General features: G+C 51.8%; 16 protein-coding genes. 5 read left to right on the top strand and 11 right to left on the bottom strand.

The features are described from left to right. Positions 1 to 7 precede the first annotated feature (7 nt). The 3 genes from I2G61_RS04030 to deoB are packed head-to-tail and all read left to right on the top strand — an operon-like array spanning position 8 to position 2,748. The gene (locus I2G61_RS04030) at positions 8 to 628 is read left to right on the top strand and encodes a stage II sporulation protein M (RefSeq protein ID WP_072684448.1); all 621 of its coding nucleotides are present in this window, start codon (positions 8 to 10) and stop codon (positions 626 to 628) included. Positions 629 to 662: 34 nt separating this feature from the next. Then, complete coding sequence (locus I2G61_RS04025) at positions 663 to 1,577, top strand: tyrosine-type recombinase/integrase (protein WP_195547948.1); 915 nt, start codon at positions 663 to 665, stop codon at positions 1,575 to 1,577. After that, positions 1,567 to 2,748 carry a phosphopentomutase gene (gene deoB, locus I2G61_RS04020; RefSeq protein ID WP_255524671.1) on the top strand — a complete coding sequence of 394 codons (1,182 nt, stop codon included), beginning with the start codon at positions 1,567 to 1,569 and terminating at the stop codon, positions 2,746 to 2,748. The genes I2G61_RS04025 and deoB overlap by 11 nt, the downstream gene beginning before the upstream one ends. A gap of 739 nt (positions 2,749 to 3,487) precedes the next feature. Here the strand turns inward: deoB and I2G61_RS04015 are convergent. The 10 genes from I2G61_RS04015 to I2G61_RS03970 all read right to left on the bottom strand — a co-directional run bounded on the left by I2G61_RS04015 (position 3,488) and on the right by I2G61_RS03970 (position 14,076). Beyond that, positions 3,488 to 3,736: a hypothetical protein gene (locus I2G61_RS04015; protein ID WP_072684452.1), complete on the bottom strand. Its 249-nt coding sequence runs from the start codon at positions 3,734 to 3,736 to the stop codon at positions 3,488 to 3,490. Between the two features lie 119 nt (positions 3,737 to 3,855). Then, a complete protein-coding gene (locus tag I2G61_RS04010; RefSeq protein WP_072684453.1) occupies positions 3,856 to 4,605 on the bottom strand; it encodes a sugar isomerase domain-containing protein in 750 nt (249 codons plus the stop codon). 99 nt (positions 4,606 to 4,704) lie between these two features. Beyond that, positions 4,705 to 5,376, bottom strand: a complete 672-nt coding sequence (locus I2G61_RS04005) for a zinc metallopeptidase (RefSeq protein ID WP_229100667.1) — start codon at positions 5,374 to 5,376, stop codon at positions 4,705 to 4,707. 257 nt (positions 5,377 to 5,633) lie between these two features. Further along, positions 5,634 to 5,918, bottom strand: coding sequence for an HU family DNA-binding protein (locus tag I2G61_RS04000; protein ID WP_072684455.1), 285 nt, complete (start codon positions 5,916 to 5,918; stop codon positions 5,634 to 5,636). A gap of 96 nt (positions 5,919 to 6,014) precedes the next feature. Next, positions 6,015 to 7,691: a hypothetical protein gene (locus I2G61_RS03995; protein ID WP_083538516.1), complete on the bottom strand. Its 1,677-nt coding sequence runs from the start codon at positions 7,689 to 7,691 to the stop codon at positions 6,015 to 6,017. Then, positions 7,688 to 8,641: a bifunctional oligoribonuclease/PAP phosphatase NrnA gene (locus I2G61_RS03990; protein ID WP_195547947.1), complete on the bottom strand. Its 954-nt coding sequence runs from the start codon at positions 8,639 to 8,641 to the stop codon at positions 7,688 to 7,690. The genes I2G61_RS03995 and I2G61_RS03990 overlap by 4 nt, the downstream gene beginning before the upstream one ends. 2 nt (positions 8,642 to 8,643) lie before the next feature. Beyond that, positions 8,644 to 9,840 carry an acetate/propionate family kinase gene (locus I2G61_RS03985; RefSeq protein WP_195547946.1) on the bottom strand — a complete coding sequence of 399 codons (1,197 nt, stop codon included), beginning with the start codon at positions 9,838 to 9,840 and terminating at the stop codon, positions 8,644 to 8,646. Between the two features lie 12 nt (positions 9,841 to 9,852). Beyond that, entirely contained in the window at positions 9,853 to 10,179 is a 327-nt protein-coding gene (locus I2G61_RS03980) for a putative DNA-binding protein (protein ID WP_006060729.1), read from the bottom strand. After that, the gene (ftsY, locus tag I2G61_RS03975) at positions 10,169 to 11,140 is read right to left on the bottom strand and encodes a signal recognition particle-docking protein FtsY (protein ID WP_195547945.1); all 972 of its coding nucleotides are present in this window, start codon (positions 11,138 to 11,140) and stop codon (positions 10,169 to 10,171) included. Before ftsY ends, I2G61_RS03980 begins: the two co-directional genes overlap by 11 nt. Beyond that, positions 11,137 to 14,076 carry a chromosome segregation protein SMC gene (locus tag I2G61_RS03970; protein ID WP_195547944.1) on the bottom strand — a complete coding sequence of 980 codons (2,940 nt, stop codon included), beginning with the start codon at positions 14,074 to 14,076 and terminating at the stop codon, positions 11,137 to 11,139. Before I2G61_RS03970 ends, ftsY begins: the two co-directional genes overlap by 4 nt. Positions 14,077 to 14,311: 235 nt before the next feature. Between I2G61_RS03970 and I2G61_RS03965 the strand changes: the two genes are divergently transcribed. Together I2G61_RS03965 and I2G61_RS03960 are read left to right on the top strand one after the other, a co-directional pair. After that, entirely contained in the window at positions 14,312 to 14,674 is a 363-nt protein-coding gene (locus tag I2G61_RS03965) for a CidA/LrgA family protein (protein WP_195547943.1), read from the top strand. Beyond that, the gene (locus tag I2G61_RS03960; protein WP_195547942.1) at positions 14,671 to 15,348 is read left to right on the top strand and encodes an LrgB family protein; all 678 of its coding nucleotides are present in this window, start codon (positions 14,671 to 14,673) and stop codon (positions 15,346 to 15,348) included. The genes I2G61_RS03965 and I2G61_RS03960 overlap by 4 nt, the downstream gene beginning before the upstream one ends. Positions 15,349 to 15,411: 63 nt before the next feature. Here the strand turns inward: I2G61_RS03960 and I2G61_RS03955 are convergent, their stop codons facing one another. Beyond that, positions 15,412 to 16,827, bottom strand: a complete 1,416-nt coding sequence (locus tag I2G61_RS03955) for an amidase family protein (RefSeq protein WP_195547941.1) — start codon at positions 16,825 to 16,827, stop codon at positions 15,412 to 15,414. Positions 16,828 to 16,961 lie beyond the last annotated feature (134 nt).

Below are 16,961 nucleotides of genomic sequence, written 5' to 3'. Positions count from 1 at the left end.
GGGAAACATGAAAACAATACAACCCCAGTTGAAGAATTTTTCCAATAAGCATAAAAACTCCATCAACTTCTTATTAATTCTGTTAATTTTCGGCATGATTACCGGTGTCCTGCTTTCCCGCTGGATCAGCAGCGCCGACGTTGAGCGTTTGTCCTCTTACTTGTTGACGACGGTGATCACCAGCGTAGAACCGCAGTCGTTTTTTACAAGTCAGTTTGTCACCAACATTTTATTCATGCTTGCGATCTTTTTTCTCGGCTTCTCCTTGGCCGGGATTCCGCTGATCGGGTTTATCGTCTTTACCAAGGGCGTCCAGATTGGATTTTCCTGCGTTTTATACGTTCTGACCTATCAGTTGAAAGGGGTCCTGGGGATCCTGTTAACGCTGATTCCGCAGATTCTGTTCGATTTGATCGCCTTGTTTCTCGTCTCGGTGATCAGCACGGAAATCTCCTATGCCTTGATTCAGCGTTGTCTGGGCTACAGCCGCAGTGATTTTTCGTTGATCCAGCTGATCAACGGCCGCTTAAACGTTTTGATCGTTTCCTTGCTGCTGATCTTCTTTTCCGCCTGGATTAAATCGACGCTGGTCATCCGCTTGATGGAAATTTTCGCCATGATGGAATAACTCTGGTATAATAAAGCTGGAAAGCAGGGAGAATATGACGCTAGAGGAAGCCTTCCGGCAATATCTGATTTACATCTCAATTCAGTTTCCAAAATCAGAAAAAACGATTGCCGGCTATCGCAATGATCTCAGCCGGTATTTTCAGTTTCTTGCGCAGAAAGAAATCGATCGGATCGATCAGATTGATTCGGCGATGCTGGAGGAATATGTGCGGGTTCTGGCGCGGGATCACGCCGCCGCTTCTGTTAATCACGCAATCACCGCAATCCGTGGATTCCATCAGTTTTTAGCCTTTCGCTTTGACGAACTGGACCCAGCGGAATATCTGGAGCAGCTGCAGCGGACGCAGTCCTTGCCGGTCTACTGCACGCGGGATGAAATTGAGAAGATCATGGCACAGTTCGGACATAGCCCGGAGGATATCCGCTGGCACGCGATTGCCGAGCTTCTCTATGGATGCGGGCTGCGCGTCATCGAATGCGCGGCGCTGACAATGAATCAGGTGGATCTGGAATTGGGGATGCTGCGGATCTGGGGCAAAGGGAATAAGGAGCGGTTAGTGCCGATGCCAAAGCAGACGATAAAAATTGTACGCGAATATGTCGACACCGTCCGGCCGTTATATCAGAAAAAACCGACGTCCTGGCTGTTTATTACACGACTGGGCAAGAAAACGACTACTGCTTCCATCGAAAGTATGATAAAATCAGTGTGTATCCAGGCTGGGATTCAGAAGCCGATCACGCCGCATAAGCTCCGCCACACCTATGCCACGCACATGCTGGAAGGGGGCGCAGATCTGCGCAGCGTTCAGGAGCTGTTAGGTCATTCTGATATCACAACGACGAAGATCTACACACATATCGACCGCAACCGGCTGCGGACGGCTTATGATGAAGGGCTTGGAAAATTGATGGATCGAGAAGGAGAAAATGACGATGAAATATAAACGGATATTTACAATTGTAATGGATTCTGTCGGCTGCGGTGAAATGCCGGATGCCGAACATTATGGGGATCGCGGTGCAGATACGATCGGTCATATCGCAAAAACAGTCGGCGGCTTGGCAATGCCGGCAATGGAAAAGCTGGGCTATGGCAACCTGCATTCAATCCTGGGCGTAGAACCGCAGCGTGATCCGCAGGGGTATTACACAAAAATGTTGGAAGCTTCGGTCGGCAAGGACACTATGACCGGCCATTGGGAAATGATGGGCTTATACATTGATAAACCATTTCAGACGTTTACGGACACCGGATTTCCGCAGGAATTGATCGACGAGTTGGAAAAACGCACGGGCTATAAGATTGTCGGCAACAAATCAGCCAGCGGGACGGAGATTCTGGATGAACTGGGTGAGCATCACATGAAGACCAAGGATATGATCGTCTATACATCGGCGGATTCCGTGCTGCAAATCGCGGCCCATGAAGAAGTCTTCGGCTTAGAAGAACTGTATCGCTGCTGCGAGATTGCGCGTGAGCTGACGATGAAGGATGAATGGAAGGTGGGACGCGTCATCGCCCGGCCGTTTGTCGGTGAAGGCAAGGGCCATTTCACTCGTACCAGCAATCGTCATGACCTGGCATTGAAGCCGTTTGGCCGCACCGTGTTGAACGAGCTGAAGGATAAGGGTTATGATGTGATCAGCGTTGGCAAGATTAAAGATATCTTTGACGGCGAAGGGATTACGGAAGCGTATAAGTCGACAAGCAGTCATCACGGTATGGAGCAGACGATTGAACTGACGCAGAAGGATTTCACCGGCCTGTGCTTTGTGAATCTGGTTGATTTTGACGCAAAGTGGGGACATCGCCGCAACCCGCAGGGTTATGCGCAGGAATTGGAGGATTATGATCAGCTGTTAACCACGTTCCTGGGACAACTGCGGGAAGAGGATCTGGTGATCATTACCGCCGATCACGGCAACGATCCTTGTCATACGGGAACAGATCATACGCGTGAAATGGTGCCTTTGATTCTGTACTCGCCATCGCATCAAGGTTCCGGTTTGTTGCCGCTGGCGAATACGTTTGCCAATCTGGGCGCAACGGTGGCCGAGAATTTTGAGGTGTCGATGCCGGAATATGGCGAATCGTATTTATCATATTTGAAATAAAACCAGTGACGCCGCAGACGGGAGTGTTCTCTCTGCGGCGTTTATTTTCGATATCACAACGATTGAATTGCTTATTCCAAATATAAAAATTGGATAAGATACATTATGCGAAGCTATGTAGATGAATCATATTTCCCAGATTTACTCATACGTTTCTGCTTCCAGCGGATAAATGAATAACAGATGATCCCGTTTACGAGTAAACCAAAGATCGCGATAATCCATTCAGAGATGGAAAAATAATAAACGAAAAGAATCTGAAATGCTTTGAATATCAGGACCTCAATATTTATGATTCTTGCATATTCGACTAAGCAGCTGACTCGCTGCTTCTTATTTAAATCATTCATCTGGGGATTAAGAATTAACAAAAGACAGACGAGGACGTCTGTTAACCCATAAAAAGCAGAAAACAATAAAATTATGAAAACGTCCCATTGATGGAAACAATTTAAATGATTGATCAGTAAGTTGCTTATTCCCGACACAATCAAAACAAGTAGCAATCCAATAAGAAATGAAACCCGGAAATAAAAATCACAGTGAATCCATGTAAAAATACTCTTTAAGTAATCCATATTCTATACCTTTGTTAAAGTGAAGATGACTCCCCTTCATCCTTGCTAGTTACAATTATAACAAGCCGACATAGGAAACCCAAGCATTATTCCATTCTTAACTGTAATCTAAAAAGTCCGTTTATCCGGACTTTTTCTTATACTGCTTACCACGTTAGATTTCAGGCCGTTAAAACATGCAGGCAGGCGATTAGTTTCTGCCACAGCCCTGCCCTCTTGGATACTTCCACAACAACTGTATCCGGATTGGAACGTCTTTCCTTTACCGCTTCCTGCAGCTTATGCAGCGGTAGCTTTTCCATCCGTTCTTCCATCTTCTTGAACTTTCGGTACTGCTTGTAATAATTACAGGCGTAGAGCCCGGCTCCTGCCACAGCGACAACGCCAACAACTTTCAACGCTTTTTTCATGATCTTTCCTTTCCGGACGACGGTCCTGATTCTGTTTTCTGATTCTATTATACCCTTGTCCCGCCGATCCGACAATCGTCGTTTTTTGGTCAGATTCATAAATCTGTCGTAAAGCGAACTTACAGATTGCGCATGCGATAGAAATATTTGTCGATAATGGCGAAGTTATGCTCACCCAACGCCGGATTGTTAACCCGTAAGGAGCCGTTATAATAGACATCCGGAATAAAGCCTTCCTTTACGCACAAATCCACCGCTTCCGCCAGAATCGCGTTGATCAGGAAGAGAAATGGTATGGAGGACGTCGATCCCACCTTCATCGGCAGTCCTTCAATCGCCACCGCGGCATCGCCAAGGGCAGAACAATTTGAAATCACAACGTCGCCAAAATCCATCAAATGCTTGCCGCTGGAATGTCTTGGTTTCAATGTTGCGGAATATTCGGTATTCGTCAGAACAATGACCGGAAAGCCCCTTTCCTTACAGATCTTCGCAAATTCCAGCGTGACGGCATTGTTGCCGGAATTGGAAATGCAGATCACAGCGTCGTTTGGTTCAAAGCGGTAGTAATCAATGATCTTCTCAGCATAGCCTTCCATTTTTTCCAGGAATCCTGATTTAGTAATCTGGGTATTTCCAGTCACAGCTTCTTCCAAAACGGCCTGAACGTTGCCCAAGGTGGCAGAACGATAGAAGACATCATCTGCGATCAGATGCGAATGACCGCAGCCGAAAACCCGGATTATTCCGTCGTTCTTCGTGCAGTCGGCCAGAATCCGCGCGGCTTGTTCAATCGCAGTCGTCTGGGTCCTTTCAATCCGGCGTAAAGCATTGATTTCCTCCTCAAGATATTGCTGCCAAACTTTCATAAAAACGCCTCCTTTTTCTCAAGTATACCACACCGCTGCTCAAGATAAAGAAAAACTCACAGCTGTTTTATAGCTGTGAGCATCGCTGCAGTATGGAATCTAATCCCGGTTCCGGTTGAAGATCAGAAGCAGCCGCAGGATCTGCAGCACTGAGGAAATTAACGATGCGATATAAGTAAACGCAGCCGCGCTCAGCATCGCTTTGACATCTTTCCGCTCTTCCTGAACGACAAATCCTTCCTCATAGACCAGCGCCATGGCCCGCTTGGAAGCATCAAGTTCTACCGGCAGCGTCACTAACTGAAAGACGGCGACGCAGCTCAACATCAGAATGCCGGTGTAAAACAGGCCAGTGGAGCTGAACAACAGTCCCAAGATCAAGACAAGCCAGGAAAGCTGACTGGATACCATCGCAAAGGGAAGAATGGAGTTCCGCAAAGCGATGAATCCATAATTCTCTGCATGCTGGATCGCATGGCCGCATTCGTGCGCCGCCACCGCCACAGAAGCGATACTGGAATTGGCGTAAATGTCTTCGGACAGCCGGACAACATTCGCTTTTGGATCGTAATGATCAGACAATGCCCCGCCAGGAGCGGGTTCGACCTGAACATGCTGCAGACCATGATCGTCTAGAATCCGCCGAGCCACCTGGGCCCCAGTATAACCGCGCAGCGTCATCACCTGCCGGTAACGCGCATAGGCGCCCTGAACCTTGATCTGAGAGAACATAACCAGGAATAAAGCCGCTAAGTAAAGGATCCAATCCATCTTCATCACTCCTTCTATTCTCTAGTATAACCCAAATTGGCAGGAACATGTGAGTCTGCTGCTGCGCTGATCTTGAGTTTTTGTTATTCTACCATAGAATATCCGAATTGGCGAATGAATTGCTTCACGCAGAATTCCTGTTGATCAAGCGATCTTATTGAATTATCAGTCTCTCCTCATTTCATCCTTGTTTCAGCCTTTGAGAGAGTCTCGGCACGGATTCACCCTTTTTCACAAAAAAAGAAGCGCAAGGCTTCTTATTTTACAGCGTCTTTTAAGGCTTTAGCAGCTTTGAATCCTGGAACCTTTGTCGCAGGCACGGTGATCTTTTCCTTTGTTGCAGGATTGATGCCTGTTCTTTCAGCTCTTGTCTTCACTTCGAATTTGCCGAAGCCGCTGATATCGACTTTGCCGCCGTCTTTCAGCGTTGAAGTAATTTCATCAAAGATCAGATCGACAGTTTCGCCTGCCGCTTTCTTTGTCATTCCCATCTGATTCGCAACAGTATCTACTAATGCTTTTTTGTTTAACAATTCACTCATACTTATTACCTCCGGTACTCGTATATGATACCATCTTTCGTTTCAGAGTTCAACAGAAACTAATCTTAAATTTTGCTTTATTTCAGGCGTTTTTGCTTATTCGTAATCCATTTCCAAATTGTCAAAACGACTTCCGGCAACCGTGTTGCCGACAGTATCCAGATACTCGATCATGACGTTTTGACCCGCCTGGGTGAGTGTCAGCTCCGCACTGATGTCCAGAGAGAGTACATACAGATGCACATCGTTCTCCAGCGTGAGATAATAATGCGTTGTGCCTTCCTGCACGGCAGAAGCGATCGCAGCCACCTTTCCCGTGACCGTTTTCATTTCCGCCACTTCACCGCTGATCTGCTTGTTCGCAGTTTTCAGCTTTCGCAGATAATCGTCATGCGCCGTCTGCATCGTTTCACCGATCCCGACAATGGAGTAGTCCGTAACGTCGACGAAGGAATACATTTTGACCAGCCCTTCGGAATCTTTCAAGGAGATGAAATATGTCGGCTCATCCGCGATATTCAACAGAATCGGGAAGGTTGCGCGATAGTTCAGATGCTGAACCTGCCCTTCCGCGGAAGCCATCGCCGAAACCTCGTCAGCGCCGCCGACTTTGATATAGCTGGCTTCCTTGGTGCGCAGATTGATCAAGGCAAAGCCGTTGATCGAATGATCCGCCGCGACGGAAGTCAGGCCGGAAAAGACATAGGTTTGCCCGTCGATATTGACAAAATTGTAGCCGTCGGTCGTTTGAATCATATCCTTCTGACCAAACAGCGTGTTGAAGAAACCATGGACGTAATAGCCCCAGTTGTCAATCTGATTCCATGCCAGCTCCGCCGGCTGGACACGATCCACCCAGGCTGGAATTTCATCCATAGCGTATTTGTTCATCTCACCGGTCATTGGATCGACGATGATCACGCCCTGAGCGCTTAATCCGCCGTAGTAACCGATTTCCGGTGCGACGACGGAAACAACCCAATACGGATGACCTTCGTCATCCAGCTCAAATGAATAATCGGAAAGCAGCTCTGTGCGATAACGGAAGCGGATGTGCCGGAACAGATTTTGATTGAACCAGGCCGACGGGGAATACTTAATCCCTTCCTGAAGCATGACCATATCGACGTCGTTGGGATCGTTCACATTGACCTGGATAAAGCCCGGGATTCCAGTGCCGTTGTTCTGGAACCATTTGATGAAATCCCGGTATTCCAGCGGCGATACACGGTATAAATGCTGATCAGAGCTGATCAGCGTGTAGGTCTGATCGATCTGATACTGCGAACCCAGACCAGCCTGCTTGCCGATCTGTTTGTCGCCTAACAATGCCGCAGTCTGCTGATCAACGACCGGAATCCGCTCGGTTGAAATCGCCTGGAACTGTGAGCTGAAATCAGACACGTCTTTTATCGCGATCTGATCGCGGTATTTCTCAGCATTGAGCAGCTCGCTGCCTAAAAACATCAGTAGCAGCATCGCGGCAAACAGGAATCCTGCCCCGAAAATGCAGCATTTCTGGATCAGCGCCCACTTGCCGGACAGCACAAAATCGCTGATTCCAAAGACGACAAGCAGAAAGACCACGAGCATAACGGTCGAGGGACTGTGCAGATTCCAGGCCGGCAGCGTCACATAGTCAATCAGAATGGCCAGCGCCAGCGTGATCACCAGAGCTGTCAGATGAGCTTTCCCCGGCTTCATTTTAGGCTTGCGCGGTGTCTTGAATTGGTTGAAGGCGTTGGGATCAAAGTTAAAATGGAATTGAGTCATGCTTGATTCTCCTTTAAGCGCTGGCGCAGCTCAGCGATCAGCGCGTTCAGACTGGCGTCGTCCAGACATTTGCAGCCGGCCGCGTTCTTATGCCCGCCGCCGCGGTAATTCATCGCGATGTCGTTGACCGGCAGCGTCTTGGAACGCAGCGAACCAGCCCACCAGGTGTTTCCCTGATCGTCGTGATCCTTGGCAAAGATCGCCCAGATCTCAATTTCGCGGATTCCGCCGAACTGATAAACTTGATCCTTTGCCTGGGAAGCCGTCAAGGACCAGCGGTCTAAGAAGGCCTGATCAATAACGGAAATCATCAGATGCTCATCCAGAATTTGAGCTTCGGCCCGGATCGCGCTGGCAAATTCATATTCTTTAAGCGGAACGTCGAACAGATCGCGGTTGATCTGCGGGATATTCAAGCCGCTCTGAGCCAGATAGGAAGCCATTGCGAGTGTATGTTCCGTTGTGTTGCTCGTCTTGAAGCTCAGCGTATCCGTCAGTAAACCGCGGTACAGATATTCCGCGACATCCGCTTCCAATGGTTCCTGATCAACATTGCTGAAAAATTCCGCAAGAATTTCACAGGTCGCCGCGTAGTGATCAATGACATATTCAAGATCGGCGAAATGCTCGATCTGCGGATGATGGTCAAGATGGATGATCTGCCGGGCGTTTTGCCAGCGGTCATCGTCAATCCGCCGCACGTTTGCCGTGTCCAGCACGATCGCCAGCGACTTCCGAATGGTCTCATCGTCAACTTCATCGCTGTCCGGAAACAAGCCGTTGGTCATTTTCTGATGTCCGAGCACAATCACCCTTTTTAAAGGAAAGCGATGCTTTAACCAGGTGGCAAGCCCCCATTGGCTCCCTAAAGCATCGCAGTCCGGATTGATATGTCGGTAAAGTGTAATGACCTCAGACTGCTCCAGTGCGGAATACAGTCCTTCAAACATGCTTATAACCCTAACAGACGAACAGTGTCGCGGGCGATGACGAGTTCTTCGTTGGTCGGTACGATATAGACCTGAACCTTGCTTTTCGGATTGGAAATGCAGACTTCCTTGCCGCGGGTCTTATCGTTGAGTTCATAGTTGATGGACAAGCCCAGGCATTCTTCCATCTTCTCGAGGATCTGATGGCGCAGGTTCGTGTCGTTTTCACCTAAGCCGGCCGTGAAGGCGATCGCATCGACGCCGCCCATCTGCATGACGTAGCCGCCGACCACATTGATCACGCGGTTGACATAGACAGCCTGGGTCAGAATAGCGCGTTCGTTGCCCTGCTTCACTGCGTCTTCGATATCACGGGCATCGCTGGAAATGCCGCTGACGCCCAGCATGCCGGATTTCTTATTTAAGATCGTGTCCATTTCTTTCGGGGAAATGCCCTTCTTATCCATGATATGGCAGATGACGGATGGATCGATGTCGCCGCAGCGGCCGCCCATCATGATGCCGCCTAACGGTGTGAAGCCCATCGATGTGTTGACGCACTTGCCGCCCTTGACCGCCGTGATCGAAGCGCCGTTGCCTAAGTGGCAGGTGATGATGCGGGTATCCGCAATGTCCTTGCCCATCAATTCCGCAGTGCGCTGGGAAACATACTGGTGGCTGGTGCCGTGAGCGCCGTAACGGCGAACCTTATCTTCCGTGTACCATTCGTACGGAACCGGGAAGATGTAGGATTCCGGTGTCATCGTCTGATGGAACGCCGTATCAAAGACGAACACGTGGCCGATTTTCGGCAGCGCTTCGCAGAACGCGCGGTAACAAATCAAATGCGCCGGATTGTGCAGCGGCGCCAGCGGCGCCAGTTCCTCAACTTTATTGACGACGTCCTCATCGACCTTGACGGACTGATCGAAGTACGCGCCGCCCTGAACGATGCGGTGGCCGGCAGCGGAAATCTCATCCAGCGTTTCGACGATGTGATATTTAACCAGAGCTTCCAAAAGCAGTTCGACCGCGACCTTGTGGTCCTTGATCGGCAGGTTCTGGGTATGTTTTTCCCCGTTGACCTTGATCGTGAAGATGCCTTCGTCCAGCCCGATCCGTTCTGCCACACCGGAAGTCAGAACTTCCTCCTCGGGCATGTTGAACAGCTGGAACTTAAGGGATGAACTGCCTGCGTTGACTGAAATAACTTTACTCATATGTACCTCCATTTATTCTGTCTGCATACAGACCTCGACCAGCGCGTCGACTTCGGCAATGTGCAGCGCTTTCAGCTTTTCATATTGCGCGATGCGGACCTGATAGTGACGCAGCAGGTGAAGTTTCGATTCATAGTCTTCCAAAATCTTTTCACAGCGTTTCAGAAGATCGTACACGGCGCTGCGGCTGGTTTGCTGCAGCTCGGCGATTTCCGAGAGCGAATAATCCTCTTGAAAGTAGTAATCCAGGATCGTGCGCTGCTTCTCTGTCAGCAGCGTACCATAGAAATCGATCAAAAGATTCATTCGTTCGGTTTGAGCCAATTCTTTATCCGACATCCCGGATGCCTTCCGAAATGCTGTAAAGATACAGATCGAGATCAAACGGCTTGAGGTCGTCTTCCCTTTCGCCTAAGCCCAGATAATAGACCGGAATGTGCAGCACATCCTTGATCGCCAGCACGATGCCGCCCTTGGCGGTGCCGTCCATTTTGGTCAGGATGATGCCGGTCACATCCGTGACCTCCTGGAAGATCTTGGCCTGGGATAAGCCGTTCTGGCCGGTTGTGGAATCGAGCACCAGCCATACATGATGGGGCGCGCCTTCGATTTCACGGCCGATGACCTTGCGCATCTTGGCCAGCTCGTTCATCAGATTGACTTTGTTCTGCAAGCGTCCGGCAGTGTCGCACAACAGGATATCCAGGTTGTGTTCCTTGGCATAGCGGCAGCCGTCGACCAGCACGCTGCTGGGATCGCCGTTCTCGCGGCCTTTGATGCACGGGACGCCGAGCTTATCAGCCCAGCGCGCCAGCTGCTCGATCGCCCCGGCCCTAAACGTGTCCGCGGCCACGACGCCGACTTTTTTGCCCTGACTCTGATACAGCTTGGTCAGCTTGGCGCACGTCGTGGTCTTGCCGCTGCCGTTGACACCCACCATCAGGATCACGGTCGGACCGTTCTCATTCATCACGATCGGCGCATCGTTGCTCTCCAGATAGATATTCTGCATGATCTCCATCAGAAAGGCCATGACGTCCTTGAACGTGACGTAGCGGTATTGATCGACCGTCGTTTTCAGCTGATCGCAGATCTTCTCCGCGGTCTGAATGCCGACGTCGCTCTCCAGCAGCACGATCATCAGTTCTTCGAGGAAATCCTCGGTGACGCCGTTGAAGCCGAACGCCATCTTGTTGAGCTTTTTGCCCATCGTGTCGCTTGTTTTGTTGAAACCGCTCAGATAGCGGTCGCCGTCTTTTTTCTTGGAAAATTTGTCTTTCAGCGTATCAAAGAAACTCATGCCGGCTGCACCTCCTTGGTTTCGGCCATTTCAATCGCGTCGGTCAGTTCGACCTTCAGCATCTGCGAAACGCCCTGCTTCTGCATCGTGACGCCGTAGAGGACGTCGCACTGCCCCATCGTTCCGGGACGATGGGTGACGACGATGAACTGCGTCCGTTCGCTGAAATTCTTGATGTAGCGGGCGAACCGTTCGACATTGCCCTGATCCAGTGCCGCCTCGACTTCGTCGAAGATACATAACGGAACCGGCCGGGCCTTGAGAATCGCAAACAGCACGCTGATCGCGATCAGGCTCTTTTCGCCGCCGGAGAACAGCCGGATATTCTGAACTGACTTGCCCGGGGGCTGGACGTCAATATCGATGCCGGTGTTTAACAAATCCGTTGGATCCTCTAAGATCAGGCGGGCCTTGCCGCCGCCGAACAACGCGCGGAATGTGTCGCCCAGCTCCTCGTTGATCTTATCGAACATATCCTTGAACTGCCGGACCATGACTTCGTCCATCTCGTCGATGGCCGACAGGATTTTATCACGGCTGGCGATCAGATCGTCCACCTGCTTGCGCATGAATTCATACCGGTCGTTGACCTCAGTGTATTCTTCCGGCGCGTTCATGTTGATGTTGCCGAGCGCTTCAATTTCCGAGCGCAGCTGCAGCACTTCCTCACGCGCGTTTTCAATGTGGCTTTCCTCAACCTTGGTGCGGGCGTATTCATAGGTCAGCTGATATTCGCTGGTCAGCCGCGCCAGGTTGTTTTCCAGGCGTGTTTCAATCTTCGCCTTGTCGAGCTGAATCGCATGCGAGCTGGCGGTCGCCGTTTCCAGTTCCCGGCGGATCTGGCGGATCTGCTGCTCGCGGCGTTCGATGTCGGCAGTCAGCTTCATCTTCTGCTGGCGCTTCTGGGACAGGGACGTCGTGATTTCATCCCGGCGGGAATAGGCCTGGTTAAGCGATGTGATCAGCGAATCCGCAAACGTTTCCTGCTCGCCGTCTACCGCTTCCGGCGCTAACAGCTCGTAATCGTTTTTCAAGCGTTCAAATTTGGCACGCTTGGCGTCGACGACCGGTTCCAGCTGAGCGCTGGCAATCCGTTTCTCCGTCAGCGACCGCTCCAGCTCAGAGCGCTGGCGTCCGGATTGATCCAGCGCCTTCTGCGCCAACTGGCATTTCGCCTGCTGCGATTGAATCGTTCCCGTGATTTCTTCCAGTTCACGCTGAACCGTCATTAAGGACGAACTGTTGCGGGCCTTGCCGCCGGTCATCGAACCGCCGCGGTGGATGACGTCGCCGTCCAGCGTTACGATTTTATAACTGAACTTTAATAAATCGGCCAGGTTGTTGCCATGTTCCAGCGTATCGCAGACCAATACGTTCTGCAGTAACGACTGACTGACTAAATCAAACTGCGGATCACAGTGGATGAACTCGCTGGCGACGCCTAAGAAGCCTTCGGTGTTCTGCGCCACGATGCGGTGATCCTGCGCGATCCAGCGGGGTTTTAAGACCCGGATCGGCAGAAACGTCGCGCGCCCGCTCTGGTTCTTTTTCAAAAAGCTGATCGCCTGACGGGCGCTGGCCTCGTCGGTGGTCACGATGTTGTACATCGCGCCGCCTAAGGCAACCGAAATCGCTTCCTCATAGCCTTTTTCCGGTTCCAGCACTTTCGCCACGACGCCTAAGACGCCGGGCAGAAACGCCTGGGAATCCATGACAGCCTTGACGCCGGCTTGTGAATTGAACGGCTGACGGGCCAGGTTTTCCAGCACTTCCCTGCGGTTCTGCAGCCGCCGCAGAATGCCGGCGGCCTCGTCGTTTTTCTGCGAGTTTTCAGCCAGCTCCATCGCGGTCTGCGACAGCTGTTGGGAAAGCAGCGCCACATCCCGCTGCAGCTGATCCAGCCGCTGCTGCCGGTCTTCGTATTCAAAGCGCGCTTCTTCCAATAACGACTGCATCTGCTTCGCTTTTTCCTCGCGCGTGCCGACCTCAATCGCGTATTTCCGCTTTTCATCCAGCTCGATCTTGCGGGTTTCCAGCGTTTGGATTTCATTGATGACGCGCATCAGTTCTTCCTGCAGCTTGTTGATTTCGACTTCCAGCCCGTTGGAATCCTTCTTGGCCTCCAGATTGGCCGTTTCATGAACCTGAATCGTCGTCTGCTGCATCGTCGTCGAATTCTCGATATCGAACAGCGTCTTGACAGCTTCGTTGATCTGCTGGTTAAGATGCGTGATCTCCTCGACTAAGACGGCGATCTCGATTTCCTGCAGACGTGCTTTCTTTTCCCTGTAAATCTCAGCCTTGCGGGCCTGGCGTTTCAACGGCGAAACCTGCCGCTCCAATTCGCTTAAGATATCCTGGGTGCGGTCGAGATTTTCCTTGGTCCGCTCCAGCTTGGACAGCGATTCAAGCTTGCGTTTCTTGTACTTGCTGACGCCGGCGGCATCCTCAAAGATCGCCCGCCGTTCGATCGGCTTGGCTTCCGCGAATGAACTGATATTGCCCTGAGAAATCATCGACAGGGAATCTTTTCCCAGGCCGCTGTCCAGAATCAGATCCACAACGTCCTTTAACCGGACCGGGTTGCGGTTGATCAAATACTGGGCTTCACCGTTATTGCGGTAAAGCCGGCGTGTGACTTCTATTTCATCCAGCTCGCTGTTAAGATCCCGGCGGCTGTTGTCAAAGACAAGGGTAACCTCAGCCATGTTGACCATTCGACGGTCGGCGCTGCCCGCAAAGATGACGTCGGTCATCGCGTTGCCGCGCAGAGACTTCACGGACTGTTCGCCCAGAACCCAGCGGATCGCGTCGGTAATGTTGCTTTTCCCGCAGCCGTTGGGGCCTACGATCCCGGTGACGTCGTGATCAAACTGAATCACGACCTTATCGGCGAAAGATTTAAAGCCCTGCATTTCTATTCGTTTTAGAAACATGGCATCCTCCTTCTCACTCCATCTATGTATTATAACAAACCAGCGTTTAAATTTAAAGGAAACCCAGGACGAAAAGCGGTGCTTTCGCATGTTTTTTAAGCAATTCCGCACATCCGTGATCACTTTGATAAAAATTGCTCAAGGAATGCGCTTCCATTCAAAAATCCCGGTTGCGCCGGGGTTTTATTTCCGGTATACTGGTAACGATCTTTTTAAAGCGAGGTTCTTTTCCCCTATGAAAATTTTAAAACAAATCACGATTGTGTTTCTGTTGTGCTGGCTGGGCGAGGTGATCAGCGCCCTGCTGCCGTTTGCTTTTCCCGGCAGTATCGTGGCGATGCTGCTGTTATTGGGCTGTCTGTCGACATCGCTGCTGAGGATCGAGGATATTTCCGGGTTCGCCGGGTTTCTCCTGGCCAACATGGCGTTCTTTTTCATTCCGGCGGGCGTGTCGATTCTGGACAGCTTCGGGGCGATCCAAAATGATCTGCTTCCGATCCTGGCGGTGATCGTGCTCAGCACCCTGATCACCGCGGCGGTAACTTGCGGCAGCATCCTTTTGATCACAAAATGGCAGAAGCGGGGGTCGGCGCGATGAACGAGCTGCTCAACGGTCCGTTTTTCTTCACGGGTCTGTGCCTGATCGTTTATCTTCTGGCCTGCCGGCTGCAGCGGATCACGCGGAAAACATGGCTGAATCCATTGTTGGTTTCAATTCTGATTCTGATTGGGATTCTGTCGGTTCTGCGGATTCCCTATGCCCATTTTAAGGAAGGCAGCAGCGTCATCGCCATGATGCTGACGCCGGCGACGTGTGTCCTGGCGATTCCCATGTACAATCAGCGGAAAATCCTGAAGCAGAACCTGGCGGCGATTCTGATCGGAACGTTTCTGGGAGCGCTCAGCTCGATCCTTTCCATCACACTCCTATGCCGGATCTTTGGCTTAAACGAGCTGATCACCCGTTCGCTGCTGCCGAAGTCAGTAACGACGCCGATTGCGGTCAGCGTGTGCGAGGTCAGCGGCGGCCTGCCCGCGATCACCGTGGCGGCGGTGATCCTGACCGGAATTCTCGGTTCGATCGTGATTCCCCTGTTATTCGCTAAACTGAAGATTAAAAACAGCGTGGCGCTGGGCATTACCCTGGGCACAGCGTCGCATGCGATGGGCACGTCCAAGGCGATTGAGATCGGCGAACAGGAAGGCGGCCTGTCCGGACTGGCGATCGGGATCACCGGCATCTTTACGGTCATCCTGTCGCTGCTGCTGTGAACATACAAACCAAAATAAAGGCATATCGTTCAGCCAGAAACTGATGATATGCTTTTTTTGATTTTATTGGAAAATCGGGGCATGGCGGGCGCACAGTTTTGTTTCAAGGGCATGGGCAGCGGTGATCAGTGTTTCTTCGCTCCAGGCCGTAGCGATAAACAAGACAGAACACGGCGTCCCCTGATCCGGACTTTGCGCGCAGACCGCGGCGCAGGGATATCCGGCAATCGGCGCATAACCGGTGATTTTAACCGTCATCAGACAATCGAGCTGATATTCCTTCAACAGCCGGTCGATTCCTTCTGTGCGTGTTTGACGGGTCAACGCTAAGCGCTGCCGGAGATAGTCGGCTTCCCGCAGCGTGCCGGAGGTGCGGTTGCTGCTTTCCAGAAGATCCTGTCCGTAACGCAGGCAGGTTTGCGCATGCCGGCGGTTATACGCTAGGATATCGTCCAGCGTACGCATCGCGGTGCAGCCGCGGACAGACCCCAGCCAGGCGTTGATTCCATTTTTGAATTCATGTTCCAGCACCGGCAGATTGTTCAGCCGGCCCTGCGGGAGGGAAACCGGCACCAGCATTGCGCCCTGCTGTACCAGAATCTGCCGCGCCTGCTCCAGAATCGTGTTTTCAAGCTCATCCTGCGGTGCGTCGTCAAACGTCAGAACGCCGATCCGGAAGCCTGCGACCCCGCGGTTCAGCGCACCGGCGAAATCGAAGTGATCCGGGCACGCCAGCGTCGCCGGGTCCAGTTCATCCTTGCCCCATAACGCATCCAGGACGACGGCGCAGTCCGCGATCGTCTTGCCCATCGGTCCAGCCGTATCCTGCATCGAGGAGATCGGAATGATGCCGCTGCGGGAAATCAGCCCCACCGTCGGCTTGATCGTCGCCACGGCGTTGTTGCGGGCTGGGGAAACAAGCGAACCGTTGGTTTCCGTACCGATGGAAAACGGTACAAGCTGAGCGGCGACGACCACGGCGGAGCCGGAGCTGCTTCCGGACGGATCCAGCTGCGGATCATAGGGATTGACGACCTGACCGCTGCGCGAGCTGAACCCTGACGGCATCTTCCGCTTCCGGGCTACCCAATACGCGAATTCAGAAAGACAGGCTTTACCGAGAATGACGGCTCCCGCCTGCTTCAGCCGGTGCACGACTTCGGCGTCCTGCGGTGCGTAAAAATCAGCCAGTGCCGCCGAACCGGCCGTGGTGTGCATCTTGCCGGCTGTGCTGATATTATCTTTCACGACGACCGGCAGCCCATGCAGCGGTCCGCGCGGTCCTGTTTCCCGCAGCTCGCGGTCGAGCGCGTCCGCAATCCAAAGCGCATCCGGATTCACCTCGGCAATCGCGTTCAAGCCCGGTCCGGACTGGTCGATCTCCGCGATACGGCGCAGTGCTTCCTCGGTTAAACTCCGGCTGGTCCAGCGGCCGGTCCGCAAGCCTTCCGCCAGTTCTGAAATTGAAGCTTCAAACATGAAAATTCCCCCTTTTTGTTAGTGTAGCATAATTGAAAACGTTAAACCAGCTCATCCCGCTTCCGAAACGGAACTTTTGATTTTCATATCGAAACATAGTAAAACCGCGGCGTTTCGCCGCGGTGGAAGTGTAC

Origin of the sequence: Holdemania sp. 1001095H_141210_F2, from assembly GCF_015558105.1 — a bacterium.
Lineage (GTDB): Bacteria > Bacillota_I > Bacilli_A > Erysipelotrichales > Erysipelotrichaceae > Holdemania.
The sequence above is the reverse complement of the archived record's forward strand: the minus strand, read 5'-3'. Positions and strand labels throughout refer to the sequence as shown.

What these genes read in the sequence shown, in the direction of transcription:
- deoB (WP_255524671.1), top strand. Translation starts at nt 1,567, where the DNA reads ATGAAATATAAACGGATATTTACAATTGTAATGGATTCTGTCGGCTGC.
- I2G61_RS03985 (WP_195547946.1), bottom strand. Translation starts at nt 9,840, where the DNA reads ATGAGTAAAGTTATTTCAGTCAACGCAGGCAGTTCATCCCTTAAGTTC.
- I2G61_RS04030 (WP_072684448.1), top strand. Translation starts at nt 8, where the DNA reads ATGAAAACAATACAACCCCAGTTGAAGAATTTTTCCAATAAGCATAAA.
- I2G61_RS04025 (WP_195547948.1), top strand. Translation starts at nt 663, where the DNA reads ATGACGCTAGAGGAAGCCTTCCGGCAATATCTGATTTACATCTCAATT.
- I2G61_RS04015 (WP_072684452.1), bottom strand. Translation starts at nt 3,736, where the DNA reads ATGAAAAAAGCGTTGAAAGTTGTTGGCGTTGTCGCTGTGGCAGGAGCC.
- I2G61_RS03960 (WP_195547942.1), top strand. Translation starts at nt 14,671, where the DNA reads ATGAACGAGCTGCTCAACGGTCCGTTTTTCTTCACGGGTCTGTGCCTG.
- I2G61_RS03955 (WP_195547941.1), bottom strand. Translation starts at nt 16,827, where the DNA reads ATGTTTGAAGCTTCAATTTCAGAACTGGCGGAAGGCTTGCGGACCGGC.
- I2G61_RS04000 (WP_072684455.1), bottom strand. Translation starts at nt 5,918, where the DNA reads ATGAGTGAATTGTTAAACAAAAAAGCATTAGTAGATACTGTTGCGAAT.
- ftsY (WP_195547945.1), bottom strand. Translation starts at nt 11,140, where the DNA reads ATGAGTTTCTTTGATACGCTGAAAGACAAATTTTCCAAGAAAAAAGAC.
- I2G61_RS03995 (WP_083538516.1), bottom strand. Translation starts at nt 7,691, where the DNA reads ATGACTCAATTCCATTTTAACTTTGATCCCAACGCCTTCAACCAATTC.
- I2G61_RS03980 (WP_006060729.1), bottom strand. Translation starts at nt 10,179, where the DNA reads ATGTCGGATAAAGAATTGGCTCAAACCGAACGAATGAATCTTTTGATC.
- I2G61_RS04010 (WP_072684453.1), bottom strand. Translation starts at nt 4,605, where the DNA reads ATGAAAGTTTGGCAGCAATATCTTGAGGAGGAAATCAATGCTTTACGC.
- I2G61_RS03965 (WP_195547943.1), top strand. Translation starts at nt 14,312, where the DNA reads ATGAAAATTTTAAAACAAATCACGATTGTGTTTCTGTTGTGCTGGCTG.
- I2G61_RS03970 (WP_195547944.1), bottom strand. Translation starts at nt 14,076, where the DNA reads ATGTTTCTAAAACGAATAGAAATGCAGGGCTTTAAATCTTTCGCCGAT.
- I2G61_RS03990 (WP_195547947.1), bottom strand. Translation starts at nt 8,641, where the DNA reads ATGTTTGAAGGACTGTATTCCGCACTGGAGCAGTCTGAGGTCATTACA.
- I2G61_RS04005 (WP_229100667.1), bottom strand. Translation starts at nt 5,376, where the DNA reads ATGGATTGGATCCTTTACTTAGCGGCTTTATTCCTGGTTATGTTCTCT.